Here is a 24,434-nt window from a genome sequence, read left to right as displayed (position 1 = left end):
CTAAAAAGTGAAAGGCGGTTGGCGCCTGACGCGGCACCGCTATATATAGTGGCTGCAAGGTGAGGTCAAGGGCAGGCTCGCTCTCATGTTGGCCTCAAGGCCTGGAAAAAATGCTCTCCTCGGCCTGCACCAAAGCAAAGCGTGGCACCTGTTCGCCGTCAACCTCGACGGACTCCTGGAACATGCTCAACGGACGCACCCAGAAGCCGTAATCGCCATACAGGGCTTGATAGAAGACCACTTCTTCCTCGGTCTCGGAATGCCGCGCAATACTGAATACGCGGTACTGCGGGCCTTTGTAATGTTGGTAGAGCCCAGGTTGTATCGGCATGCTTTGGCCCTCGCTGAATCTTTCCAAAATAAAAACAAAATTTTTCTTGTTGAAAACCCAGAAAAACAAAAACCGGGGCACTTGGCCCCGGCTTCCATCGACGTGACGCTTAGATGCGCTCGAAGACGGTGGCGATGCCTTGGCCGAGGCCAATGCACATGGTGGACACTCCAAAAGTGCCGCCGTTCTGCTTCATGACGTTGAGCAGCGTGCCGGAGATACGCGCACCGGAGCAGCCAAACGGATGACCCAAGGCGATGGCGCCGCCGTGCAGGTTAACCTTCTCGTTCATCTTGTCGAGTATTTTCAGATCTTTCAGCACTGGCAGGGCCTGTGCGGCGAAAGCTTCGTTGAGCTCGAAGAAGTCGATGTCGGAGATACTCAGGCCCGCGCGTTTCAAGGCTTTCTGCGTGGCCGGTACTGGACCATAGCCCATGATTGCGGGATCCACACCGGCGACGGCCATCGAACGAATCACCGCCATCGGCTGGATGCCCAGGTCCTGGGCACGCTGGGCCGACATCACGATCATGCACGAGGCACCATCAGTGATCTGCGATGAGGTACCGGCTGTCACGGTGCCGCCCTTTGGATTGAAGGCCGGCTTCAACGTCGCCAGGCTTTCCAGGGTGGTTTCCGGACGAATGGTCTCGTCATAATCGAACAGCTTCAGGAAGCCGTTCTCGTCGTAACCCTGCATCGGGATGATTTCATCCTTGAACTTGCCTTCCACCGTCGCCTTGTGGGCGAGTTGGTGGGAGCGCACGCCAAAGGCGTCCTGCTGTTCGCGGGTGATGCCGTGCATCTTGCCGAGCATTTCCGCGGTCAGGCCCATCATGCCCGAAGCTTTTGCCGCGTACAGCGACATGTGCGGATTCGGATCGACGCCGTGCATCATGCTCACGTGGCCCATGTGCTCGACACCACCGACGACGAATACATCACCGTTGCCGGTCATGATCGCCTGGGCGGCGGTGTGCAGCGCGCTCATGGACGAACCGCACAGGCGGCTGACGGTCTGGCCGGCCGCGGTGTGAGGGATCTGGGTCATCAGCGAAGCCATGCGGGCGATGTTCCAGCCCTGCTCCAGGGTCTGGTTCACACAGCCCCAGATCACGTCCTCGACCTCGTTGGGGTCGACCTTCGCGTTGCGCTCCAGCAGCTTGCTGATCAGGTGCGCCGACATGTCCTCGGCACGGGTGTTGCGGTGCATGCCGCCCTTGGAGCGGCCCATCGGCGTACGACCGAAGTCGACAATCACGACGTCTCTAGGATTCAAGCTCATAAATGTTCTCTCGCTCTAGTCGTTGGGCGCTTAACCGAAGAAACGCTGGCCGTTCTTGGCCATTTCACGCAGCTTCGCGGTCGGGTGGTACAGCGCGCCCAGATCAGCGTACTGGTCAGCCAGGGCAACGAACTCGGCGACACCGATCGAATCGATGTAGCGCAGCGCACCGCCACGGAATGGAGGGAAACCGATACCGTAGACCAGACCCATGTCGGCTTCGGCGGCGGTTTCGACAATGCCGTCTTCCAGGCAACGCACGGTTTCCAGGCACAGCGGGATCATCATCCAATTGATGATGTCCTCATCGGTGACTTCGCGCTGCTCGTAGACGATCGGCTTGAGCACTTCGAGCACCGACGAATCGGCGACTTTCTTCTGCTTGCCGCGCTTGTCGGTCTCGTAGGCGTAGAAGCCCTTGCCGTTCTTCTGGCCAAGGCGCTTGGCTTCATAAAGCACGTCGACAGCCGAACGGCGATCGTCCTTCATACGATCCGGGAAGCCTTCGGCCATGACATCGCGACCGTGGTGGCCGGTGTCGATGCCAACCACGTCCATCAGGTACGCCGGGCCCATCGGCCAGCCGAATTTTTCCATGATCTTGTCGATGCGCACGAAGTCCACGCCGGCGCTGACCAGCTTGGCGAAACCGCCGAAATACGGGAACAGCACGCGGTTGACCAGAAAGCCCGGGCAGTCGTTGACCACGATCGGGTTCTTGCCCATTTTTTTCGCGTAGGCCACCGTGGTGGCGATCGCCTGCTCACTGGACTTCTCGCCACGGATGACTTCCACCAGCGGCATCATGTGCACCGGGTTGAAGAAGTGCATGCCGACGAAGTTTTCCGGACGCTTGAGGGCCTTGGCCAGCAGCGAGATGGAAATGGTCGAGGTGTTGGAGGCAAGGATCGTATCTTCCTTTACCTTGTCTTCGACTTCAGCCAGTACCGCCTGCTTGACCTTCGGGTTCTCGACAACGGCTTCGACCACCAGGTCGACATGGCCGAAATCGCCGTAGGACAGCGTCGGGCGAATGCCGTTGAGCACTTCGGCCATCTTCGCGGCGGTCATGCGACCTTTGTCCACACGGCCGACCAGCAGCTTGGCAGCTTCGGCCAGGCCTTGTTCGATGCCATGTTCGTTGATGTCTTTCATCAGGATCGGCGTGCCCTTGGACGCCGACTGGTAGGCGATACCACCGCCCATGATGCCAGCACCCAACACAGCCGCCTGCTTCACGTCGCGAGCGATTTCGTCGTAGGCCTTGGCCTTTTTCTTCAGCTCCTGATCGTTGAGGAACAGGCCGATCAGGCTTTGCGCAGCCGAGGTCTTGGCCAGCTTGACGAAACCGGCGGCCTCGACTTCCAGGGCCTTGTCGCGACCGAAATTCGCGGCTTTCTGGATGGTCTTGATGGCTTCGACCGGCGCCGGGTAGTTCGGGCCAGCCTGACCGGCGACGAAACCCTTGGCGGTTTCGAAGGCCATCATCTGTTCAATGGCGTTGAGCTTGAGCTTTTCCAGCTTCGGCTGGCGCTTGGCCTTGTAGTCGAACTCGCCGCTGATGGCGCGCTTGATCGTCTCAAGGGCCGCTTCCTGGAGCTTGCCAGGTTCGACCACGGCATCCACGGCGCCGACTTTCAGCGCGTCTTCGGCACGGTTTTCCTTGCCAGCGGCAATCCACTCGACGGCATTGTCGGCACCGATCAGGCGCGGCAGGCGCACGGTACCGCCGAAGCCCGGGTAGATGCCCAGCTTGACTTCCGGCAGGCCGATCTTGGCGGAGGTGGACATCACACGGTAATCGGCCGCCAGGCACATTTCCAGGCCGCCACCCAGGGCGATGCCATTGATGGCCGCAACCGTTGGCACACCAAGGTCTTCGAAATCGCTGAAGATACGGTTCGCTTCGAGGTTGCCTGCGATCAGTTCGGCATCGGGCAGCTTGAAGTTGTCGACGAATTCGGTGATGTCGGCGCCGACGATGAACACGTCCTTGCCGCTGCTGACGATCACACCCTTGATCGAAGCATCTGCCTTGATAGTGTCCACGGCCTGACGCAGTTCGTTCAGGGTTAGACGGTTGAACTTGTTGACGGACTCACCCTTGAGATCGAACTTCAGTTCGACAATGCCACTTTCAAGAGCCTTAACCGTGATGGCTTTACCTTCGTAAATCATCAACTGATCTCCACGATATGGAAGCTGAACAGTACACGTTGAACGCTGACCGCTGGTTCGGCATGGACATTACCGTCGATGCTACGCCAATCCGCCAGGCACACCCGCCAACGCGATCGTCGGGTTCTGTAGGAACGTTCTGAAAATACAAACGCTCAATTCATACGCCCGTTTGATTTGGGTACGTCACCTTCACGGAATTTCCGTCAATTGTCAATCGCCCTAAACAAGCGCTTGAACGCGACTTTACGGTCATTTCCGTACCCTGCGGATCCGCAACACGACGTCGCATGGGCAGCCATTCATAGAATCAATAATTAGAAAAGTCGCCCTAATTCCGAGCGCGCCGTATTCAACCGGCTAAGCTAGTGACAAGACGTTTGAGCCCGAATGAAGGAAGGACGTTCGAATGAACGCCCCGAGGAGATGGTTTACCGGCCTGCCTGGCCAACCCGCCCGATGAATCTGTCGGGCTTTTTTACGCCTCAAGCCAATGCGTTGAGCACTGCGGATATATCCTGCAAAACACTCGCCTCGCCCTTTTCGCCCCAGTACAAGGTAATCATCTGCTTGTCGGCTTCGATTTTGTACACGTTGGCGGGCAGCTTGTGGAAATGCGCCAGCAGCGACTCGTCCAGACAGGGCTCGCGCCACTGATTGACCCACACGCCAGGGGCGCTCTGCCAGTAGCTCCAGAGGGCCGGCTGCTTGCCACGTCGGGGCCGGTGGTACTGAGCGCAAGGGTTGGGCGGCGGCTGACTGAGCCAGTGCGGCCACTCCTGGGAAGCCAGTTGCATGGCCAGGCCGAGGCGTCGCGCCTCCATGCGCAGGGCCATGCGACCGCTCTGAACACGCGATGGCCGCAACCATGCCAAGGGGCTCAATACCACCAACAGGATTGACACCACTATCCAGACCGTCATATCTGTACTCCCGAATTTTGATGAGCCCGTTGACCCGCATCGCCGTCAATGCGCTTGAAACCAGCCATACTTACCGTATCGCCATTCTCTGGAGTGCTTTTCATGTACTACGAACACGTCCTGGTCGCCGTCGACCTTACTGAAGAATGCGATCCTGTCGTCAAGCGAGCCCTCGCTCTCTGCGAAGGCCGGGACAACAAACTGTCGCTGGTGCATATCGTCGAGCCGATGGCCATGGCCTTCGGCGGCGACGTCCCAATGGACCTTTCCCAGTTGCAACAGCAACAATTTGACCAGGCCAAGGAACGCCTTGATCGACTGATCGTGAAATACCCGGCATTAAAAAAGGAAAACAGCCACCTGACCTACGGCCAGCCGCGCCAGGAGATTCATCACCTGGCCAAGGAGCAGGGCTGCGACCTGATCGTTGTCGGCAGCCATGGCCGCCACGGTCTCGCGCTGCTGCTGGGCTCCACTGCCAACGACGTATTGCATGGCGCTCCATGCGACGTGCTGGCGGTGCATCTGGTCAAGCGCTCGTAAAGAGCAAACCGGTGGGAGCGAGCCTGCTCGCGAAAGCGCCATGACAGCCGACGTTCAAGTCGCCTGATACTGCGCTTTTCGCGAGCAGGCTCGCTCCCACAAGGGCAAGCGTTTCGAACAAAAAATCCCGGTACTCATCGCTGAGTGCCGGGATTTTTTACGTCAACCGATCAAGCGTCCAGTTCAGCCCAGCGCTCGACCAGCGCATCCAGCTCGGCCTGCAACTGCTCCAGGTGGGCAATCACCTTGGCGGTTTCGGCCGCTGGTCGCTGGTAGAAACCGGCGTCAGCCATCTCGGCCTCCACCGCTGCAATCTGCTGCTCCTTCGCCTCGATATCGCCAGGCAATGCTTCCAGCTCACGCTGCAGTTTGTAGCTGAGCTTCTTTTTCGCAGGGGCAGGCGCGGCAGTGGCGGCAACCGGAGCCGGCTCAGCCTTGACGACCGCCGAATTCAGGTCGGCCTTGCCGGATTTGCTCTCGGTCACGCCCAGGAGACGTGGCGAGCCCCCCTGGCGCAGCCAGTCCTGGTAACCACCAACGTACTCGCGAACCAGCCCTTCGCCTTCGAAAACCAGGGTGCTGGTGACCACGTTGTCGAGGAAGGCCCGGTCGTGGCTGACCATCAGCACGGTGCCGTTGAAGGTCAGCAACACCTCTTCCAGCAGTTCGAGGGTTTCCACGTCCAGGTCGTTGGTCGGCTCGTCGAGCACCAGCAGGTTCGCCGGCTTGCTGAACAGCTTGGCCAGCAACAGACGAGCGCGCTCGCCACCCGACAACGCTTTCACCGGGGTACGGGCGCGCTGCGGGCTGAACAGGAAATCGCCGAGGTAACTCAACACGTGGCGGCTCTGGCCGTCGATATCGATGAAGTCGCGACCTTCGGCCACGTTGTCGATCACGGTTTTTTCCAGATCCAGCTGGTGGCGCAACTGGTCGAAATAGGCGACATCGATTTTTGTCCCCTCTTCCACCTTGCCGCTGGTCGGCACCAGACCGCCAAGCATCAGCTTGAGCAAGGTCGTCTTGCCGGTACCGTTGGCGCCCAGCAGGCCGATCCGATCGCCGCGCTGCAGAACCATGGAGAAGTCCTTGACCAGGAACGGGCCACCCGGGTGGGCGAAGCTGACGTTCTCCAGCACCATGACCTGCTTGCCCGACTTGTCGGCGGTTTCCAGCTGGATATTCGCCTTGCCGGTGCGCTCGCGTCGCTCGCTACGCTCAACGCGCAAGGCCTTGAGGGCGCGTACGCGACCTTCGTTACGGGTACGCCGGGCCTTGATGCCCTGGCGGATCCAGACTTCTTCCTGGGCCAGGCGCTTGTCGAACAGCGCATTGGCGGTTTCTTCCGCCGCCAGCACTGCTTCCTTGTGAACCAGGAAACTGGCGTAGTCGCCGTTCCAGTCGATCAGGCCGCCGCGATCCAGTTCGAGGATGCGGGTCGCCAGGTTTTGCAGGAAGGAACGGTCGTGAGTGATGAACAGCACCGCGCCCTGGAAATCCTTGAGGGCCTCTTCAAGCCAGGCGATGGCGCCGATGTCGAGGTGGTTGGTCGGCTCGTCGAGCAGCAGCAGGTCGGGTTCGGACACCAGGGCCTGGGCCAGCAGGACGCGGCGACGCCAGCCACCGGACAGCTCGGCCAAGGTTTTGTCGGCCGGCAGTTGCAAGCGGCTCAGCGTGCTGTCGACCAATTGCTGCAGGCGCCAGCCGTCACGGGCTTCGAGGTCGTGCTGGACATGCATCAGCTTGTCCAGGTCGGCATCGGTGACGATGTTCTGGCTCAGGTGATGATATTCGGCCAACAGCGCGCCGACACCGTCCAGGCCTTCGGCGACCACGTCGAATACCGTCCGCTCGTCGGCTACCGGCAGTTCCTGGGGCAATTCGCCGATCTTCAGGCCTGGCGCGCGCCAGACCGAGCCGTCGTCGGGCTTCTGGTCGCCCTTGACCAGCTTCATCATGCTGGACTTGCCAGTGCCGTTGCGGCCGATGATGCACACCCGCTCTCCACGGGCGATCTGCCAGGACACCTTGTCCAACAACGGCATCGCGCCGAAAGCAAGGGACACATCGCTGAATTTGAGCAGGGTCATGAGCTTCTCCAAAAACCGGGCGCGCATTCTACCTGAGAAGAGGCCTCAAAGGTCCGCCAATTTCGCCTCCGAAGCACTCTGCACAACAATTGTTGCGAACTTGCGCGAACGGCCCTGCAAAGCTTTCGCCGGTTGCTGGCAAAAGGCTAAGCTACAGGCAGTTACCCCGGGTTCCCCCGGGCTTGTCTTGTTTTTTCTGCCCGGACGTATCATGCGCAGTCGCCTTTTCAGTGTCTTATCTTGTTTGTTTGTGTGTGCCACTGCCGTTCAGACCGCCCAGGCGGTGGATATTTCCACCCAGCGCCAGTATTACGATGAGGCCAAGCGCGCCCTGGCCAAAGGTGATTCCGGCCCCTATTTGCGCTACAGCCAGGCCCTGCGCGATTATCCGCTGGAGCCCTACCTCGCCTACGATGAGTTGACCGCTCGCCTGAAAAGCGCGAGCAATGCCGAGATTGAGAAATTCCTCGCCGAACATGGCGACCTGCCCCAGGCCAACTGGATGAAGCTGCGCTGGTTGCGCTGGCTGGCGGAGCGTGGCGACTGGGCGACCTTCGTCAAGTATTACGACCCCAAGCTCAACTTCACCGAACTCGATTGCCTCAACGCTCAATATCAACTGGGCCATGGCCTCAAGGCCGAAGGCTACGCCAACGCCGAGAAACTCTGGCTTACCGGCAAATCCCAGCCGGCGGCCTGCGATGCGCTGTTCGGCATGTGGGCGGCCCAAGGCCAACTGACTGAACAGAAACGCTGGGAGCGCGCCAAACTGGCCGCCCAGGCGCGTAACTATCCGCTGGCCAACAGCCTGGTGAGCGGCCTGACCACCCTGGCGCCTCGCGGCAGTCTGTTGATCGATGTGGCGCAGAAGCCCGAACTGCTCAACCAGCCTTCGCGCTTCGCGCCCGCCGATGAACCGATGTCCGATGTCGTGAGCCTCGGCTTGCGACGCCTGGCCCGCCAGGACCCGGAAAAAGCCATGGCGTTGCTGGACGGGTATGCCAGCACCATGCATTTCTCTCGAGACGAGAAAGTGGCAATCGCCCGGGAAATTGGTCTGACCCTGGCCAAACGCTTCGACAGCCGCGCCCTCGACGTGATGACCAAATACGACCCGGAGCTGCGCGATGACACTGTCTCGGAATGGCGTTTGCGCCTGCTGTTGCGTCTGGCCCGCTGGGAAGATGCCTATCAGTTGACCCGCCGCCTGCCCGAGTCGCTCGCCACCACCAACCGCTGGCGTTACTGGCAGGCCCGCAGCCTGGAGCTGGCGCAGCCACAGAATCCTCAAGCGGTGACGCTCTACAAGCAACTGGCCCGGGAGCGTGACTTCTACGGCTTTCTGGCCGCCGACCGCTCCCAGTCACCCTATTCGCTCAACAACAAACCGCTGGTGATGAGCCAGGCGCTGATCAACAAGGTGCGCAACACCCCTGGAGTGCGCCGCGCGCTGGAATTTCATGCGCGCGGACAGATCGTCGATGGCCGCCGCGAGTGGTATCACGTCAGCCGCCATTTCAACCGGGACGAAATGGTTGCCCAGGCAAAACTGGCCTATGACCTGAAATGGTACTTCCCGGCCATCCGCACCATCAGCCAGGCCAAATACTGGGACGACCTGGATATCCGCTTCCCGATGGCCCACCGCGACACCCTGGTACGCGAAGCCAAAATCCGCGGCCTGCATCCAAGCTGGGCGTTCGCCATCACCCGCCAGGAAAGCGCCTTCATGGACGATGCCCGCTCCAGCGTCGGTGCCAGCGGCCTGATGCAGTTGATGCCAGGCACCGCCAAGGAAACCGCCCGCAAGTTCAACATTCCCCTGGCATCGCCCCAGCAAGTGTTCAACCCGGACAAGAACATCCAGCTCGGCGCGGCTTACCTGAGCCAGGTGCACAGCCAGTTCAACGGCAACCGGGTCCTCGCCTCCGCCGCGTACAACGCCGGCCCTGGCCGCGTGCGTCAATGGCTGCGTGGCGCTGACCACCTGAGCTTCGACGTCTGGGTCGAAAGCATCCCTTTCGACGAAACCCGCCAATACGTACAGAACGTGCTGTCCTACTCGGTGATCTACGGCCAGAAACTCAACTCGCCACAACCGTTGGTGGACTGGCACGAGCGCTATTTCGATGATCAGTGAGTATTAGCGAGAAGCTGTTCCTGAGAAGAAAAAAATGCCCGCATCGAAAGATGCGGGCATTTTTTTTGGTCGGTTACTTGGTCGGTTACTTGGTCGGTTACTTGGTCGGTTACTTGGTCGGTTACTTGGTCGGTGCTGGACCTTGTGGGAGCGAGCTTGCTCGCGATGCCGTCGGCATCTTCAACATGGATGCAAGCTGACCCACCGCTATCGCGAGCAAGCTCACTCCCACAAGGGATTCGTGTAGACGCTGCGCTCAGTCGGCTGCCGACTCCAAGCTAACGTTGAACTGCAACGCCGCCAACCGCGCATACAGCGCATTACTCGCCACCAACTCCTGATGAGTGCCCACGGCGACTACCCTGCCCTGGTCCATTACCGCGATCCGGTCGGCATTTTTCACCGTGGCCAGGCGGTGGGCGATGACCAGGGTGGTGCGGTTTTTCATCAGGCTGGGCAGGGCTTGCTGGATGAGGTGTTCGCTTTGTGCATCGAGCGCGCTGGTGGCTTCGTCCAACAGCAGGATCGGCGCGTCGATTAGCAGTGCCCGGGCGATGGCCAGGCGTTGGCGCTGGCCACCGGACAAACCCAGACCGCCATCACCCAGATGGGTCTGGTAGCCATCCGGCATTTTCTCGATGAAGTCATGGGCGTGAGCGATCCGCGCCGCTTCGCGCACCTGTTCATCGGTGGCTTGCGGATTGCCGTAGCGAATATTTTCTTCCACCGTGCCGAAAAACAGTGCCGGGCTCTGCGAGACCAGGGCGAAGTGACGACGCAGGTCCAACGGGTCAAGCAAGGTCAGCGGCACACCATCGAGGAATATCTGCCCCTGCACTGGATCGTAGAACCGCAGCAGCAGGTCGTACACGGTGGATTTGCCCGCCCCGGACGGACCGACCAGCGCGACGGTTTCGCCAGCGTTGACGCTCAGGTCCAGGCCATCGACCGCATAGCTTTCCGGCCGCGACGGGTAGGAAAACCGTACACCTTCAAGGCGCAGGTCGCCCCTGACCCGCTGCGGCAACGTGACAAGGCCCGTCGCCGGCGGCTGGATGATGTTCTGCGAACGCAGCAACTCGGCAATTCGCTCAGCGGCGCCAGCCGCCCGTTGCAGCTCGCCGATCACTTCGCTGAGCGTACCGAAAGCGCTCCCGACAATCAGGCTGTAGAACACGAATGCCGCCAGCTCACCGCCGGAAATGCGCCCGGCGATCACGTCCATGCCACCGACCCAGAGCATTACGCCCACCGCACCCAGTACCAGAACGATCACCAGGGTAATCAACCAGGCGCGTTGAGCGATGCGCTTGCGGGCAGTGTCGAAGGCCTGCTCCACGGTAGCAGCGAAACGGTGCTCGTCCTGGACCTGGTGGTTATAGGCCTGCACCGTCTTGATCTGGCCGAGGGTTTCGGAAACGTAACTGCCGACGTCGGCGATGCGGTCCTGGCTTTCGCGGGACAGGCTGCGCACTCGCCGGCCAAAGACCAGGATCGGCGCCAGCACCAGCGGCAGCGCAATCACCACGATGCTGGTGAGCTTGGGATTGGTGACGAACAGCAGCACGATGCCTCCGACCACCATCAGCGCGTTGCGCAGAAACAGTGACAACGACGAACCGATCACCGATTGCAGCAGCGTGGTGTCGGCGGTCAGGCGTGACTGGATTTCCGAACTGCGGTTGTTTTCGTAGAACCCGGGATGCAGATACACCAGGTGGTTGAAAACCTGTCGGCGGATATCGGCCACCACCCGCTCGCCAATCCACGACACCAGGTAGAAACGGGCAAACGTACCGACCGCCAACCCCGCCACCAGGACCATGAACAACCCGATCGATTGGTTGAGCAGATGCGGCGAGCGCGTCATGAAGCCCTGGTCCACCAACAACCGGATACCCTGCCCCATGGACAAGGTAATGCCGGCGGTGACGATCAGGGCCAGCAAAGCGCCAAAGACCTGTTTGCGGTAAGGAGCGATGAAGCCGCTGGCCAGGCGTATGGCACGGCGTTGTCGGGAAGAAAGCATCGAGGGCATCCGATAATGCAACGGGAAAAGGAGTCGGTCAGGAGCACCGAAACGCAGCGGAACCAATTTGAATCAGGATGAGTCAGGTTAGATATGACCGCCAAGATCAGGCTCTAGATGTTATCGGTCTAAAGTCTGGCTGGAAATGCGTCGGCGTTTCTGGTTGAGTGGAGCTGTCGCCGTGAACCTTCAAGGAGTGTCATGGCTCGGTCACCTGGCGACATTACTATAGGCACGCAACCTGATGAGGAGACAGGCCATGTCCTTGCAACACAGCAGCGAAGACAAGATTCAAGTGATCCGCACGCAACCGGACCAGTCCCTGGGCTGCTCGTTCATCGATGCCCAAGGGCGCGAAGTACCGATCACCGAAGACATGATCCAGAAAGCCTGCAGCGAACTGGAAAAACGACTGGTCAAACCTGCCGAACAAAAGTGATACAGCCCCGTCTTCAACTGAACCCGACCTTGATGTCGGGTTTTTTATGCCTTTGATTTGCCGGCTTGCGGGGTGAAGGAGCTTGCTCCCGCTGGACAGTTGCAGTCGGCGACTGCTTCGCAGCCGAGCGGGAGCAAGCTCCCTCGCCACAAAGGCGCTCTACGCTCAAGCAATGGTGGCGCCCAGGGCTGCCACGATATTTTCCAACGTCGGCGATTGCCCTTCGATCCGCACCTTCAAGCTATCGATTTCCCGGCGTGGCGGATAATGCTTGCGCAAGGCATCAAAAGCGCTACGTTGCTCGCTGTCGGTGCCGATCAGGCTGCGGCGAAAGTCCGCATCGTCACGGCGCGGGTCGTACACGCTCCGGCACAACGCCGCCAGGGCCCAGGCCGGGTCGGTGGCGGCATCCAGCGTGAGGCCGGCGAGCCACGGCCGAGGCAACAGCTCGGCCAGGCTGACTTCCACCGGCCGCTGCAGGAATCCGCACAAGGTTTCATAAATCTGCGCCGTGCCACGCTGGCGACCGTCAAGGCTATAGCCGGCGATGTGCGGAGTGGCGATCACGCAGAGGTCGGCCAGATCGACGTCGACTGTCGGCTCCCGCTCCCAGACATCCAGCACCGCTTGCAGATCTTCGCGCTCCAGCAGCACCTCGCGCAGCGCCGTGTTGTCGATGACCGGGCCGCGCGCGGCGTTGATCAACCAGGTCCCCGGCTTGAGGTTGTTCAATCGTTGCTCGTCGAAAAGGTGCCAGGTCGGTTGCTCGCCATCGCGGGTCAGGGGTGTGTGCAGGCTGATCACATCGCACTGCTCGATAATCTGCTCCAGGCTCAGGTAATCGCCGCCTTCGGCAGCCTGGCGCGGCGGATCACAGACTTTCACGACCCAGCCCAGGTCTTTGAGTACCTTGATCAATCGCCCGCCCACCTGCCCCGCGCCGACGACGCCAAAGGTGCGCTGCGCAAGATCCGCGCCTTCGATTTCCGCCAGGGTCATGAGGCAGCCCAGCACATAGTCCACCACACCACGGGCGTTACAACCCGGGGCACTGGCCCAGCGGATGCCGGCTTCGGCGAAATATTCCAGGTCCAGGTGATCGGTGCCGATGGTGCAGGTGCCGACAAAACGCACCTTGCTGCCTTCCAGCAGCGCCCGATTGACCTGGCTGACCGAACGCACCAGCAGCACGTCAGCCTGCTCGACCAGCGCCCGGTCGATACCCCGCCCCGGCACCCGGCGGATTTCACCAAAACCTTGAAAAAACGCATCGAGCAAGGGAATGTTTTCGTCGGCAACGATCAGCATGGCAAAGCTCCTTTGGCGGGGTGGGCAGTGTAGGCGTTCCGGTTGCTTCGCGCATTACCAGGAGCGAGCAGTACCATTGTGGCGAGGGAGCTTGCTCCCGCTGGCCTGCGAAGCGGGCCCAAAATGCCAGCGACTGCTGCGCAGCCGAGCGGGAGCAAGCTCCCTCGCCACGAAAGCTGCCGTACTGCCCGATTACAAATCCCCAACACAGGTTTTTTCCTGACCGATGCGTCAAGGCGTAGAATTCGCCGCCTTGCGCTTAATATTTTTCGGATGCTTGCCCTGTGAATCCTGTGATCGACACCCCCACCACTCTCTCCCGCCCGGCCCGGGTGCGCCTGGAGCTCAAGACCCTGCTGGCCCTGGCCCTGCCGATCATGGTGGCGCAATTGGCGACCACCGCCATGGGCTTTGTCGACGCGGTGATGGCCGGCCGGGTCGGGCCGCGGGATCTCGCGGCGGTGGCGCTGGGCAACTCGATCTGGGTTCCGGTATTCCTGTTGATGACCGGCACGCTGTTGGCTACCACGCCGAAGGTGGCCCAGCGTTTCGGTGCCGGTACCTTTGAACAGATCGGTCCATTGGTGCGTCAGGCATTGTGGCTGGCACTCGCGGTGGGGCTGATCGCAACGTTGGCGCTGCTCAGCGCCGAACCGATCCTGCATGTCATGAAAGTCGATCCCGAACTGATCGGCCCTTGCATGGAATACCTGCGCGGCATCGGCAGCGGTCTTCCGGCGGTGGCGCTCTATTACGTGCTGCGCTGCTTCAGCGACGGCCTGGGGCGTACGCGGCCGGCGATGGTGCTGGGGCTGTGCGGGCTGGCCCTGAACATTCCGCTCAACTACATCTTCATCTATGGACACCTGGGCGTCCCCGCCATGGGCGGTGTCGGCTGCGGCTGGGCCACGGCCATTGTGATGTGGTTCATGGCGGCGGGCATGGCCGCCTGGACACGCTGGGGCCCGATCTATCAATCGAGTCAGCTGTTCAGCCGTTTCGACTGGCCGCAATGGTCGGTCATCAAGCGGTTGCTGGGCATCGGCCTGCCGATCGGCATCGCGGTGTTTGCCGAATCGAGCATCTTCGCGGTCATCGCCCTGCTGATCGGCAGCCTCGGCGCCACGGTAGTGGCCGGACACCAGATCGCCCTGAATTTCAGCTCGCTGGTGTTCATGATCCCCTATTCCCTGGGCATGGCCGTGACCGTACGGGTTGGCCAGGCGCTGGGGCGTAGCCAGCCTCGGGAAGCGCGCTTTGCGGCAGGCGTCGGCATGGCCACGGCCCTGGCGTACGCCTGCCTGTCGGCGAGCCTGATGTTCGCCTTGCGCGGGCCTATCGCGGCGATCTATACCGCCGACCCCGTGGTGATCGAAGTGGCATCGATGCTGATCGTCTACGCGGCGCTGTTTCAGTTTTCCGATGCCATCCAGGTCACGGCGGCGGGCGCGTTGCGCGGTTACCAGGACACCCAGGTGACGATGATCCTGACGCTCTTCGCTTACTGGGGCATCGGCTTGCCGGTGGGTTACGCCCTGGGCCTGACCGACTGGCTCGGCACCGCCAGCGGCCCAAGCGGATTGTGGCAGGGTTTGATCGTGGGATTGAGCTGCGCGGCGTTGATGCTGTCGATCCGACTGACGCGCAGTGCCCGTGGGCAGATTCGCATCAGTCGCGCGACGGGTTAAGCGAGCTTCTTGCGGATCCAGTAGCGGTAGGTGCCGTCCACTTCATCCTGGCTGACCAGTTCGTGATCGAGAAACACGCAAAACTTGGGGATGTCACGGCGCGTCGACGGGTCGGTGGCAATGACTTTCAGCAGTCCTCCGGGGGCCAGGTCACGGATATGCTGATGCAGCATCATCACCGGCTCCGGACAGTTGAGGCCGGTGGCGTCCAGCGTGCCGTCGACCGGCGTTTCGTTCATTTCACTCATGTTTCTACTCCTGAAACTGGCCGCTATTGTCGCGCAATGTCGGCGCTCTTAACAAATGCGCATCCAACTGTGGCGAGGGAGCTTGCTCCCGCTCGGCTGCGCAGCAGTCGTCGCTTTTAGAACCCGACAGGGCATTGGGGTCGCTTCGCAACCCAGCGGGAGCAAGCTCCCTCGCCACAAAGGCTGGCTCTTTGGCTTTAGCGAGACTTCGGCTTCTTGCTATCCAGCCGCCGCAGATGGCACGTCACTTCCTCACGGTCGTGATACAGCTGCTTGCAGCCAATCTCGACCTTGATACCCCGGGCCTTGAAACCCTCGGCGATGCGTTCGAGCAGACGCTTCACCTCGGCGTAACGCTGCTTCATCGGCAGTTTCAAGTTGACCACCGCTTCACGGCAATGTCCCTCGCCAATCCACTCTTCCAGCATCGCCGCATTGCGCGCGGGTTTTTCGACGATGTCACAGACCATCCAGTCCACCGGCTGCTTGGGCTTGAACGTGAAGCCGTCCGCCATCAAGTGCTGCACCAGGCCGGTGTCCATCAGGCTTTCAGCCATCGGACCGTTGTCGATGGCCGTCACCAGCATGCCCCGGTTGACCAATTGCCAGGTCCAGCCACCCGGCGCGGCGCCGAGGTCCACGCCGGTCATGTCGCTGTGCAGCCGCTCGTCCCATTGGTCACGGGGGATGAAATGGTGCCAGGCCTCTTCGAGTTTGAGGGTCGAGCGGCTCGGCGCTTCGCGAGGGAATTTAAGCCGCGGAATACCCATCGGCCACATTGCCGAATTGTCGGCTTCCGCCAGGCCAAGGAACACTTCGCGGCCACTCTTGAACGTCAGCAGCAGGCGCGGCTTGTGCGGGTCGTCCACCAGCTTGCCGGCGCCACTCAAGGCCTTGCGCAACGGACCTTCGAATTTCTTGCAGAAGTTCGACAGCTCTTTGCCGTCGTTGGTATCGACCACTTCCAGCCACAGGCTGCCGCACGTCGGGAAAGCCGCCAGATGGGCGAGGATGACGCTGATGCGGTCGGTCTCCGGCAACTCGATGAACGAGCCACGCGCCCACTGGCGCGGGAAAATCAGCTCGGCAAAGCGCTGTCCACGCATCAGCCGCTCGGCGCCGTCTTCTTCAGTGCAGACGAATTCGGCGCAGGCGCTGGCCGGCTTGGCCTTGGCGTAGCCGGCCACGTTCAGCCGCGCGGCATGTTCGGCGATCTCGGAACAGACCTCGCCTTCGAAGCCCGGTCGGCAGTGCATAAAAAGCGTGTTCATTGAAACTCCGTAGCAAAGCCTGTCACGAAAACCGCCGCATGATAGCGGAGTTCGGAACCGCGAACCTGTCCATAGAGTCCAGTGATTGGTCATACGCTCAAAACAGGGCTAGGTTAAAGGCTCTGTCCGTTCCGTCAGTCCGTAGCCGTGCGGACTCAAAGGAGTGATTTCAATGCCGTCCCTCGATAGCCTGAAAACCCTTAAAACATTGCAAGTCGACGCCAGGACTTATCACTATTTCAGCTTGCCGGACGCCGCGCGAAGCCTCGGTGATCTGGATAAACTGCCAATGTCCCTCAAGGTGCTGCTGGAAAATCTGCTGCGCTGGGAAGATGAAAAAACCGTCACCGGCGCCGACCTCAAGGCCCTGGCCGGTTGGCTCAAGGAGCGCCGCTCCGACCGCGAAATCCAGTATCGCCCGGCGCGGGTGCTGATGCAGGACTTTACCGGCGTGCCCGCCGTGGTCGACCTGGCCGCCATGCGCGCCGCCGTGGAAAAGGCCGGAGGCGATCCCCAGCGAATCAACCCGTTGTCACCGGTCGACCTGGTGATCGACCACTCGGTGATGGTGGACAAGTTCGCCAGCCGCCAGGCCTTCGAGCAGAACGTCGACATCGAAATGCAGCGCAACGGCGAACGTTATGCCTTCCTGCGCTGGGGCCAGAGTGCCTTCGACAACTTCAGCGTGGTGCCACCGGGCACCGGCATCTGCCACCAGGTGAACCTGGAATACCTCGGTCGCACCGTCTGGACCAAAGAGGAAGACGGCCGCACCTACGCCTTCCCCGACACGCTGGTCGGCACCGACTCTCACACCACCATGATCAATGGCCTCGGCGTGCTCGGCTGGGGCGTCGGCGGGATCGAGGCGGAAGCGGCGATGCTCGGCCAACCGGTATCGATGCTGATCCCCGAGGTTGTCGGCTTCAAGCTCACCGGCAAGCTGCGCGAAGGTATCACCGCGACCGACCTGGTGCTGACCGTCACGCAGATGCTGCGCAAGAAGGGTGTGGTGGGCAAATTCGTCGAGTTTTATGGCGACGGTCTCGCCGACCTGCCCCTGGCCGACCGCGCCACCATCGCCAACATGGCCCCGGAATACGGCGCCACGTGCGGTTTCTTCCCGGTGGACGATGTAACGCTGGATTACTTGCGCCTGTCCGGGCGCCCCGCAGAAACCGTGAAACTGGTGGAAGCCTATTGCAAGGCCCAGGGCCTCTGGCGCCTGCCTGGCCAGGAACCGGTGTTCACCGACACGCTGGAACTGGACATGGGCAGCGTCGAGGCCAGCCTCGCCGGCCCCAAGCGTCCCCAGGATCGGGTCTCGCTGCCGAATGTCGGCCAAGCCTTCAGTGATTTCCTCGGCTTGCAGATCAAACCCACCAGCAAGGATGAGGGCCGCCTGGAAAGCGAAGGCGGCGGAGGCGTCGCGGTAGGCAATGCCGATCAGGTAGGCGAAGCCGAGTACGAGTTCGATGGCCAGACCCATCGCCTGAAAAACGGCGCGGTGGTGATTGCCGCCATCACCTCTTGCACCAACACCTCCAACCCCAGCGTGATGATGGCCGCCGGGCTGGTGGCAAAAAAAGCCGTGGAAAAAGGCCTGACACGCAAGCCCTGGGTCAAAAGCTCCCTGGCGCCTGGCTCCAAGGTGGTGACCGACTACTACAACGCCGCGGGCCTGACCGAGTATCTCGACAAGCTCGGCTTCGACCTGGTGGGCTACGGTTGCACGACCTGTATCGGCAACTCCGGCCCACTGCCCGACCCCATCGAAAAAGCTATCCAGAAAGCCGACCTGACCGTGGCTTCGGTGCTGTCGGGTAACCGCAACTTCGAGGGCCGGGTGCATCCGCTGGTGAAAACCAACTGGCTGGCCTCGCCGCCATTGGTGGTCGCCTACGCCCTGGCCGGCACCGTGCGCATCGATATCAGCAGCGAACCGCTGGGCAACGACCGGGACGGCAATCCGGTCTACCTGCGGGACATCTGGCCAAGCAGCAAGGAAGTAGCCGACGCCGTGGCCCAGGTCGACACCAGCATGTTCCACAAGGAATACGCCGCCGTGTTCGCCGGTGACGAACAGTGGCAAGCCATCGAAGTGCCGCAGGCGGCTACTTATGTCTGGCAGGACGACTCGACCTACATCCAGCATCCGCCATTCTTCGACGACATCGGCGGGCCGCCACCGGTGGTCAGGAATGTCGAGGGCGCGCGCGTCCTAGCGCTGCTCGGAGACTCGGTGACCACCGACCATATCTCGCCAGCCGGCAATATCAAGGCAGACAGCCCTGCCGGCCGTTACTTGCGCGAACAAGGCGTGGAACCGCGGGACTTCAACTCCTACGGCTCGCGACGGGGCAATCACCAGGTGATGATGCGCGGCACCTTCGCCAACATCCGTATCCGCAACGAGATGCTCGGCGGCGAAGAAGGCGGCAATACGATCTATATCCCCAACGGCGAAAGAATGTCGATCTACGATGCGGCCATGTTGTATCAGGCCACCGGCACGCCTCTGGTAGTCATTGCCGGGCAGGAATATGGCACCGGTTCGAGCCGGGACTGGGCGGCCAAGGGTACCAACCTGCTGGGCGTGAAGGCCGTGATCGCCGAAAGCTTCGAACGCATCCACCGCTCCAACCTGGTGGGCATGGGCGTGCTGCCGCTGCAATTCAAGCTCGATCAGAATCGCAAGAGCCTGAACCTCACTGGCAGGGAGACCCTCGATATCCTCGGGCTGAGCGATACCGAGCTGACGCCGCGCATGAACTTGCCCGTGGTCATCACCCGCGAGGACGGCAGCCAGGAGCGGATTGAAGTGTTGTGCCGGATCGACACCTTGAACGAAGTGGAATATTTCAAGGCTGGCGGGATCCTGCATTTTGTCCTGCGGCAAATGCTAGGCGGGTGAAAGATCCTGATGAATTCCGGGAAGGCAGCCAGGTTTTCAATAACATGCTGCCTTCCCAGGACCCGATCGACGGAGTCCATCTTCCCAACTCCCGTCTATGGCTTTGCTACCGACCCGATTACCTTTACACACTTGTTGCTCGTTCAGTCACGGCTTGAAACTTCCAGGATAATAACTGCAGCTCAAGTCCTGCATTGCATTGATGCTGGCTCAGAGGCGTTCCCAAAAATATCCAAGGCGCGAACTTCGAATAGATGAACGCCAGCAGATAAAGGGTGGTATTGCCAGTAAGTACCGCGCTGAGTATTGACGAGCACCTTGTCGAGGTAGACGGCATAACCGTACAGGCAGACGTCGTCTGTTGATTCCTCCCACGTCAGGTAGGCCAATGTATGACCAGAAAAATTTACACGCAAGTTACGCGGAACACTGGGTGGAGTTACGTCTTCAGGATCACCAATGATTTTGCCAATCAATGCTGGCTCGGAGGTGTTTCCAGAAGCATCCATGGCCACAACTTCAAATAAATGCAAGCCGGGTACCAGATCGACCGCGGTGTACCGGCCAAGCGTTGTACTGTCGACATATTCATGATTATTGTAGATGACATATCCATACAGGCCGATATCGTCCGTTGAATCATCCCAGGCCAGCGTAGCTGAATCGGAGGTTGAAGAAACAATCCGCAACCTGCCCGGAACGCTCGGCGGTGCAACGTCCGTCTTCTCAAAGGTAAAAGTAGTGGGCTCGGAGAATTGTCCATTTAACCAATTGACAGTGATCAGTGTGATTGAATACTCAGTCCCCGGAATTAAATTATCCAGTTCTTTGTGGTAGTAAGGCTCCAGAACCGGATCCAGATATTCGTCATCAACTTTGATGACCACGCCCAGAACCCCGGTTCCTGAATGCTCGAATGACCAGTTGATGTCAACTGAAGTTGACGACGTGTGAAAGATATTTATATCGATCGGCGGTGTTGGGCGGGGCTTGGACGCCACCCCAGTGGTCTGGAACCAAACCTCACTCGGAACGGAGACGTTTCCAGCATCATCCTCCGCACGTACAGTGGCGAGGTACCAGACACCACGTTTCAATTGGGTGAACGTTGTTGTTGTGAGCGATACGTTTTTGACTGCCAGGTTGCAGCGTAACTTGTAACCCGTTACACCTTTATTATCGCTCGACGGCGCCCATGCCAGCGTCGCCGACGTGTCCGTTATATTACTTACCACTGGGATCCCGGGCTGATTCGGGGGAAGAATGTCATCGACCACCGCTTTCAAATTACTCGTCTCGGAATAGTTATCACCGACCTTGGCACGAACCGAGAACTCGAAATGCAACGGAACAGGGCCCGAGGTCACGTCCGCCAGCTTGAAAGTAAAACCTAAACGGCCCGGACCTGTACTAAAGGCGTGCCCGTTAACGGTCCCTTCATGCGACGGAACATTCCAATAATACGGAGCCCAGGCGAGCCTGCCGACTCCGTTACGTTGGCTAAATCTCAATATCGGCGGACGCAACGAAGTTTTAAACGTCAACGACACGAACTGGGAAGCACGTTTCGTTCCAGTCTTGATAACCGCCCCTATTCGAACGTGATAGACGGCAAGATGCTTCAGATAAGAAATTGTATAATCTAGCTGCTTGGTTTCTGCTCTGAGAACGCCGTTGAGATAAATCCGGTAAGAAATTTCGCCACTGTGGCTCTCTGATGCTCCCCAACTGAGTTGAGCACTATTGTGTGTCACTCCACTGGCCTTGAACGCCTTCGGCTTGGTAGGAGGCACTCTATCGTGGGTCACCACAAAAATGGACTGCGGGATCCCTGGTGGATTGCCGTCACCTCTGTACGATTTGACTTGATAGACGTATTCAATCTCTGGCGTCAGATCCCTGGCAACGTATTCACATAACGTTGTATTGACCGGCTCCCGACCTGGGCAACTAACTTCGTAGCCAAGCAGATCCGAGGAGTCGGCGGGAGGATCCCACGTCAACCATGCCTCGCAATAAGTTTTCCCTGGATTACGGACGTTACGGGGTTGTGTCGGGTCTGCAACCAATGTTGCGATGGTTTCCTGAATCTCCGGTACGCCTCTCCCACGTTCAGCGCTGTGGCGTGGAAGAAAGGGACCCGCTTCGTCGGTGCTGTTCATATTTAATCTCCGCTGAGCTTGGAGTTTCCATTGCGCAAAAGCGTCCATTGCCGTCCCAGCTGACATTGCCGGAAATCCAGGCGATGCTTGACTGCGAACACCGCGCCGGCATGGTTCTCTCTTGGCTGAAGTAAGCATGCTTTTCTCGTGCATCGAAACTGTCAGAGTTGACAGTTGTGGATGCTGCCGAGGAAGCTCCATCTGGCAAGACTGTGATATCAAGCGCGCCAGGCATGGCCCCCGAACATTTGGGCGAGAAATCGCCCCTACGAAAATTCCGTTACTTCAAAGTCGATGTTTTTGTACTCATCTGCTTATAAACTCGCGCCCCTGATAGCCTCTCACTGCAGAATTTTCCCTCAAGGACGTTTATGCCCGCCCTACCCTGGCCGTACCTGGCCCTTCTCTCGATCGGTTATGGCCTGGCCCTCGCGTACGGCCATCTGGCCTGGACTGCCATCATCTCGGTCGCGCTGCTGCTGTTCGCCGGGTACGCGGTTCGCCAGCGGCAGACGCCGGTCGGGCAGTTTCTCGGGCATTGCCTGTTCATCGTCCTGGCGGTCGCGTTGGCATTGCATTGGATGCCGGGGTTCTTCAACGGCCGGGCGATCGCGGCGCAACGCCTCAGCGATGACGCCGTGCGGTTTGCGATGTATCTGAACCAAGACAAGCCCCTGATCGGTTTCTGGCTGTTGCTGGCGTGCCCCTGGATCGTTGGCCGCCGCTCGTTTCGTGGCGCTGTCTACGGCACGGCCCTGGGGCTTGCGCTAAGCGCGATAATGGCCTTGGGCGGGGCCATGTTGCTGGGCATGATCCATTGGGCACCGAAATGGCCGGACCAGGCCTGGATCTGGGTGCTCAACAATCTTTTGTTGGTGACCTTGGTCGAGGAAGCACTGTTTCGTGGCTACATCCAGGGCAGCCTGAGCCGACGCTTCGAACATCTGCGCCATGGCGACAACCTCGCATTGCTGCTGGCCTCGCTGTTGTTCGGCCTGGTGCATGCCGGTGCCGGCTGGCAGTGGGTATTGCTGTCGGGGCTGGCCGGGATCGGTTATGGCCTCGCCTATCGGTTTGGCGGCCTGGGCGCGGCGATTGCCACACATTTCGGCCTCAACCTGCTGCATTTCGCCCTGTTTACTTACCCGATGCTGGCGTGACGCCGCCGGGCAGAATTTCTTCAACAAAAAGCTGACGGTGCCGACAACCTTTCAAAGCCTTGCGGACTACACCACCATGCGTAACAACCAACCTATTACACAGCGCGAAAGGACCTTCCCGGCCCAGCAAAGATTGATTTCCACCACCAATACCAAGGGTGTGATCACCTACTGCAACGACGCGTTCGTTGAAATCAGTGGGTTCTCGAAGGAAGAGCTGATCCATGCGCCGCACAACCTGGTACGCCATCCCGACGTTCCGTCGGCCGTGTTTGCCCACATGTGGGACACGCTGAAACAAGGCTTGCCATGGATGGGCATCGTCAAGAACCGCTGCCAGAACGGTGACCATTACTGGGTCAACGCCTACGTCACGCCGGTATTCGAAGGCAATCAGGTGGTCGGCTATGAATCGGTACGGGTCAAACCCAGCGCCGAGCAGATCTCCCGAGCCGAAGCGCTCTATCAACGCATCAACCAGGGCAAGGCCGCGGTACCCGGCAGCGACAAATGGCTGCCGATCCTGCAGGACTGGCTGCCATTCATCCTGGTCAGCCAGTTGAGCTTCGTCGTCGGTGCGTTCCTCAATTCTTCCTGGGGCTTCGCCCTGGCAGCCCTGCTGTCGGTGCCATTGGGATTGATGGGCCTGCAATGGCAGCAACGCGGGATCAAGCGCCTGCTGCGCCTGGCCGAGCAGACCACCTCCGATCCGTTGATCGCGCGGATGTATACCGACAGCCGTGGTGTCCAGGCACGCCTGGAAATGTCGATCCTCAGCCAGGAAGCACGTCTCAAAACCTGCCTGACCCGCCTGCAGGACACCGCCGAACATCTCAACGCGCAAGCGCGGCAGTCCAATTCCCTGGCCCACGACAGTTCCACTGGCCTGGAGCGTCAGCGGGTGGAAACCGAGCAGGTGGCCACCGCCGTCAATCAGATGGCCGCGACCACCCAGGAAGTCGCCAGCCACGTGCAGCGCACCGCCGATGCCACCCAGGAGGCCAATCGCCTGACCAGTCGCGGTCGTGACATTGCCGGAGAAACCCGTGAAGCCATCGAACGCCTGTCGGTGGTAGTGGGCGAGACCGGGCAGACCGTGACCCAGCTGGCCAAGGACAGCGACGAAATCGGTGGCGTGGTCGACGTGATCAAGGGCATCGCCGACCAGACCAACCTGCTGGCGCTCAACGCCGCCATCGAAGCGGCCCGCGCCGGTGAAATGGGCCGCGGCTTTGCCGTGGTGGCCGACGAAGTAAGGCAACTGGCCCAGCGCACCAGCGAATCCACCGGGCAGATCCATGCCCTGATCGCCAAGCTTCAACAGACCGCCAACAACGCCGTACAGACCATGGATGCTGGCCATCGCCAGGCCGAAGAAGGCGTGGCGCGGGTCATGGAAGCGGACCAGGCGCTGGTCGGGATCAGCGAAGCCGTGGCCCACATCACCGACATGACCACCCAGATCGCGGCTGCCACCGAGGAGCAGAGCTCGGTGGCCGAGGAGATCAGCCGCAACATCAGCAACATCTCGGAACTGGCCGACCAGACCTCGGGACAGGCCCACAGCTCGGCGCTGCTCAGCGAAGAACTGACTCGAACGGCCAATACCCAGTATTCGTTGGTGGAGCGGTTCAACCGCTGATTTAGATTGGAAGACTGAAAACCCGGACAGCGAAAGCTTCCGGGTTTTTTACGCTCTGAAAGATCGCTTTCGCGAGCAGGCTC

General features: G+C 60.2%; 17 protein-coding genes. 7 read left to right on the top strand and 10 right to left on the bottom strand.

Features of this window, described 5'->3' with window-relative positions; all coding sequences use genetic code 11:
• Positions 1 to 94: 94 nt before the first annotated feature.
• The 4 genes from J3P96_RS09820 to J3P96_RS09805 form a co-directional block, all read right to left on the bottom strand.
• On the bottom strand, positions 95 to 331 hold the full coding sequence (locus J3P96_RS09820; RefSeq protein ID WP_072389007.1) for a DUF1653 domain-containing protein: 237 nt from the start codon (positions 329 to 331) through the stop codon (positions 95 to 97).
• Positions 332 to 440: 109 nt separating this feature from the next.
• Positions 441 to 1,616, bottom strand: coding sequence for an acetyl-CoA C-acyltransferase FadA (gene fadA, locus J3P96_RS09815; RefSeq protein ID WP_305499994.1), 1,176 nt, complete (start codon positions 1,614 to 1,616; stop codon positions 441 to 443).
• 30 nt (positions 1,617 to 1,646) lie between these two features.
• Positions 1,647 to 3,794 carry a fatty acid oxidation complex subunit alpha FadB gene (fadB, locus tag J3P96_RS09810; RefSeq protein WP_434656732.1) on the bottom strand — a complete coding sequence of 716 codons (2,148 nt, stop codon included), beginning with the start codon at positions 3,792 to 3,794 and terminating at the stop codon, positions 1,647 to 1,649.
• 485 nt (positions 3,795 to 4,279) lie between these two features.
• A complete protein-coding gene (locus tag J3P96_RS09805) occupies positions 4,280 to 4,717 on the bottom strand; it encodes a hypothetical protein (protein ID WP_305499990.1) in 438 nt (145 codons plus the stop codon).
• 102 nt (positions 4,718 to 4,819) lie between these two features.
• Between J3P96_RS09805 and J3P96_RS09800 the strand changes: the two genes are divergently transcribed.
• On the top strand, positions 4,820 to 5,260 hold the full coding sequence (locus tag J3P96_RS09800) for a universal stress protein (RefSeq protein ID WP_305499988.1): 441 nt from the start codon (positions 4,820 to 4,822) through the stop codon (positions 5,258 to 5,260).
• A gap of 170 nt (positions 5,261 to 5,430) precedes the next feature.
• On the opposite strand, the gene J3P96_RS09795 is transcribed toward J3P96_RS09800, so the two are convergent.
• Positions 5,431 to 7,350 (bottom strand): ATP-binding cassette domain-containing protein, encoded by a 1,920-nt coding sequence (locus J3P96_RS09795; RefSeq protein WP_305499986.1) that lies wholly within the window; start codon positions 7,348 to 7,350, stop codon positions 5,431 to 5,433.
• Between the two features lie 211 nt (positions 7,351 to 7,561).
• On the opposite strand from J3P96_RS09795, the gene J3P96_RS09790 reads away from it, so the two are divergent.
• Positions 7,562 to 9,490, top strand: coding sequence for a transglycosylase SLT domain-containing protein (locus J3P96_RS09790; protein WP_305499984.1), 1,929 nt, complete (start codon positions 7,562 to 7,564; stop codon positions 9,488 to 9,490).
• Between the two features lie 256 nt (positions 9,491 to 9,746).
• Here the strand turns inward: J3P96_RS09790 and J3P96_RS09785 are convergent, their stop codons facing one another.
• The gene (locus J3P96_RS09785; RefSeq protein WP_434656728.1) at positions 9,747 to 11,528 is read right to left on the bottom strand and encodes an ABC transporter transmembrane domain-containing protein; all 1,782 of its coding nucleotides are present in this window, start codon (positions 11,526 to 11,528) and stop codon (positions 9,747 to 9,749) included.
• Positions 11,529 to 11,778: 250 nt separating this feature from the next.
• On the opposite strand from J3P96_RS09785, the gene J3P96_RS09780 reads away from it, so the two are divergent.
• Complete coding sequence (locus J3P96_RS09780) at positions 11,779 to 11,958, top strand: PA1571 family protein (protein WP_123341965.1); 180 nt, start codon at positions 11,779 to 11,781, stop codon at positions 11,956 to 11,958.
• Positions 11,959 to 12,123: 165 nt separating this feature from the next.
• On the opposite strand, the gene pdxB is transcribed toward J3P96_RS09780, so the two are convergent.
• A complete protein-coding gene (gene pdxB, locus J3P96_RS09775) occupies positions 12,124 to 13,266 on the bottom strand; it encodes a 4-phosphoerythronate dehydrogenase PdxB (RefSeq protein ID WP_434656725.1) in 1,143 nt (380 codons plus the stop codon).
• 284 nt (positions 13,267 to 13,550) lie between these two features.
• Here pdxB and J3P96_RS09770 point away from each other — a divergent pair, with 284 nt between their 5' ends.
• On the top strand, positions 13,551 to 14,954 hold the full coding sequence (locus tag J3P96_RS09770) for an MATE family efflux transporter (protein ID WP_434656722.1): 1,404 nt from the start codon (positions 13,551 to 13,553) through the stop codon (positions 14,952 to 14,954).
• Here the strand turns inward: J3P96_RS09770 and tusA are convergent.
• Both tusA and rlmM read right to left on the bottom strand, forming a co-directional pair.
• The gene (gene tusA / locus J3P96_RS09765) at positions 14,951 to 15,202 is read right to left on the bottom strand and encodes a sulfurtransferase TusA (RefSeq protein WP_305499973.1); all 252 of its coding nucleotides are present in this window, start codon (positions 15,200 to 15,202) and stop codon (positions 14,951 to 14,953) included. The genes J3P96_RS09770 and tusA overlap by 4 nt on opposite strands.
• Positions 15,203 to 15,399: 197 nt before the next feature.
• Positions 15,400 to 16,473 (bottom strand): 23S rRNA (cytidine(2498)-2'-O)-methyltransferase RlmM, encoded by a 1,074-nt coding sequence (gene rlmM, locus J3P96_RS09760; protein ID WP_434629712.1) that lies wholly within the window; start codon positions 16,471 to 16,473, stop codon positions 15,400 to 15,402.
• A 172-nt stretch (positions 16,474 to 16,645) separates the two neighbouring features.
• Here rlmM and acnA point away from each other — a divergent pair, with 172 nt between their 5' ends.
• A complete protein-coding gene (gene acnA / locus J3P96_RS09755; protein WP_434656720.1) occupies positions 16,646 to 19,387 on the top strand; it encodes an aconitate hydratase AcnA in 2,742 nt (913 codons plus the stop codon).
• Between the two features lie 182 nt (positions 19,388 to 19,569).
• Here acnA and J3P96_RS09750 read toward each other — a convergent pair whose 3' ends face one another.
• On the bottom strand, positions 19,570 to 21,549 hold the full coding sequence (locus J3P96_RS09750; RefSeq protein ID WP_434656718.1) for a fibronectin type III domain-containing protein: 1,980 nt from the start codon (positions 21,547 to 21,549) through the stop codon (positions 19,570 to 19,572).
• A 371-nt stretch (positions 21,550 to 21,920) separates the two neighbouring features.
• On the opposite strand from J3P96_RS09750, the gene J3P96_RS09745 reads away from it, so the two are divergent.
• Complete coding sequence (locus J3P96_RS09745) at positions 21,921 to 22,709, top strand: lysostaphin resistance A-like protein (RefSeq protein WP_434656716.1); 789 nt, start codon at positions 21,921 to 21,923, stop codon at positions 22,707 to 22,709.
• A 76-nt stretch (positions 22,710 to 22,785) separates the two neighbouring features.
• On the top strand, positions 22,786 to 24,351 hold the full coding sequence (locus J3P96_RS09740) for a methyl-accepting chemotaxis protein (RefSeq protein ID WP_434573002.1): 1,566 nt from the start codon (positions 22,786 to 22,788) through the stop codon (positions 24,349 to 24,351).
• Positions 24,352 to 24,434 lie beyond the last annotated feature (83 nt).

Source organism: Pseudomonas sp. R3-56 (genome assembly GCF_051132075.1).
Lineage (GTDB): Bacteria > Pseudomonadota > Gammaproteobacteria > Pseudomonadales > Pseudomonadaceae > Aquipseudomonas.
This window is presented reverse-complemented; position numbering and strand designations above follow the sequence as displayed.

Bases quoted from the DNA above. Each gene is read 5' to 3' on its own strand.
- J3P96_RS09820 (WP_072389007.1), bottom strand. From the start codon at position 331: ATGCCGATACAACCTGGGCTCTACCAACATTACAAAGGCCCGCAGTAC.
- fadA (WP_305499994.1), bottom strand. From the start codon at position 1,616: ATGAGCTTGAATCCTAGAGACGTCGTGATTGTCGACTTCGGTCGTACG.
- fadB (WP_434656732.1), bottom strand. From the start codon at position 3,794: ATGATTTACGAAGGTAAAGCCATCACGGTTAAGGCTCTTGAAAGTGGC.
- J3P96_RS09805 (WP_305499990.1), bottom strand. From the start codon at position 4,717: ATGACGGTCTGGATAGTGGTGTCAATCCTGTTGGTGGTATTGAGCCCC.
- J3P96_RS09800 (WP_305499988.1), top strand. From the start codon at position 4,820: ATGTACTACGAACACGTCCTGGTCGCCGTCGACCTTACTGAAGAATGC.
- J3P96_RS09795 (WP_305499986.1), bottom strand. From the start codon at position 7,350: ATGACCCTGCTCAAATTCAGCGATGTGTCCCTTGCTTTCGGCGCGATG.
- J3P96_RS09790 (WP_305499984.1), top strand. From the start codon at position 7,562: ATGCGCAGTCGCCTTTTCAGTGTCTTATCTTGTTTGTTTGTGTGTGCC.
- J3P96_RS09785 (WP_434656728.1), bottom strand. From the start codon at position 11,528: ATGCCCTCGATGCTTTCTTCCCGACAACGCCGTGCCATACGCCTGGCC.
- J3P96_RS09780 (WP_123341965.1), top strand. From the start codon at position 11,779: ATGTCCTTGCAACACAGCAGCGAAGACAAGATTCAAGTGATCCGCACG.
- pdxB (WP_434656725.1), bottom strand. From the start codon at position 13,266: ATGCTGATCGTTGCCGACGAAAACATTCCCTTGCTCGATGCGTTTTTT.
- tusA (WP_305499973.1), bottom strand. From the start codon at position 15,202: ATGAGTGAAATGAACGAAACGCCGGTCGACGGCACGCTGGACGCCACC.
- rlmM (WP_434629712.1), bottom strand. From the start codon at position 16,473: ATGAACACGCTTTTTATGCACTGCCGACCGGGCTTCGAAGGCGAGGTC.
- acnA (WP_434656720.1), top strand. From the start codon at position 16,646: ATGCCGTCCCTCGATAGCCTGAAAACCCTTAAAACATTGCAAGTCGAC.
- J3P96_RS09750 (WP_434656718.1), bottom strand. From the start codon at position 21,549: ATGAACAGCACCGACGAAGCGGGTCCCTTTCTTCCACGCCACAGCGCT.
- J3P96_RS09745 (WP_434656716.1), top strand. From the start codon at position 21,921: ATGCCCGCCCTACCCTGGCCGTACCTGGCCCTTCTCTCGATCGGTTAT.
- J3P96_RS09740 (WP_434573002.1), top strand. From the start codon at position 22,786: ATGCGTAACAACCAACCTATTACACAGCGCGAAAGGACCTTCCCGGCC.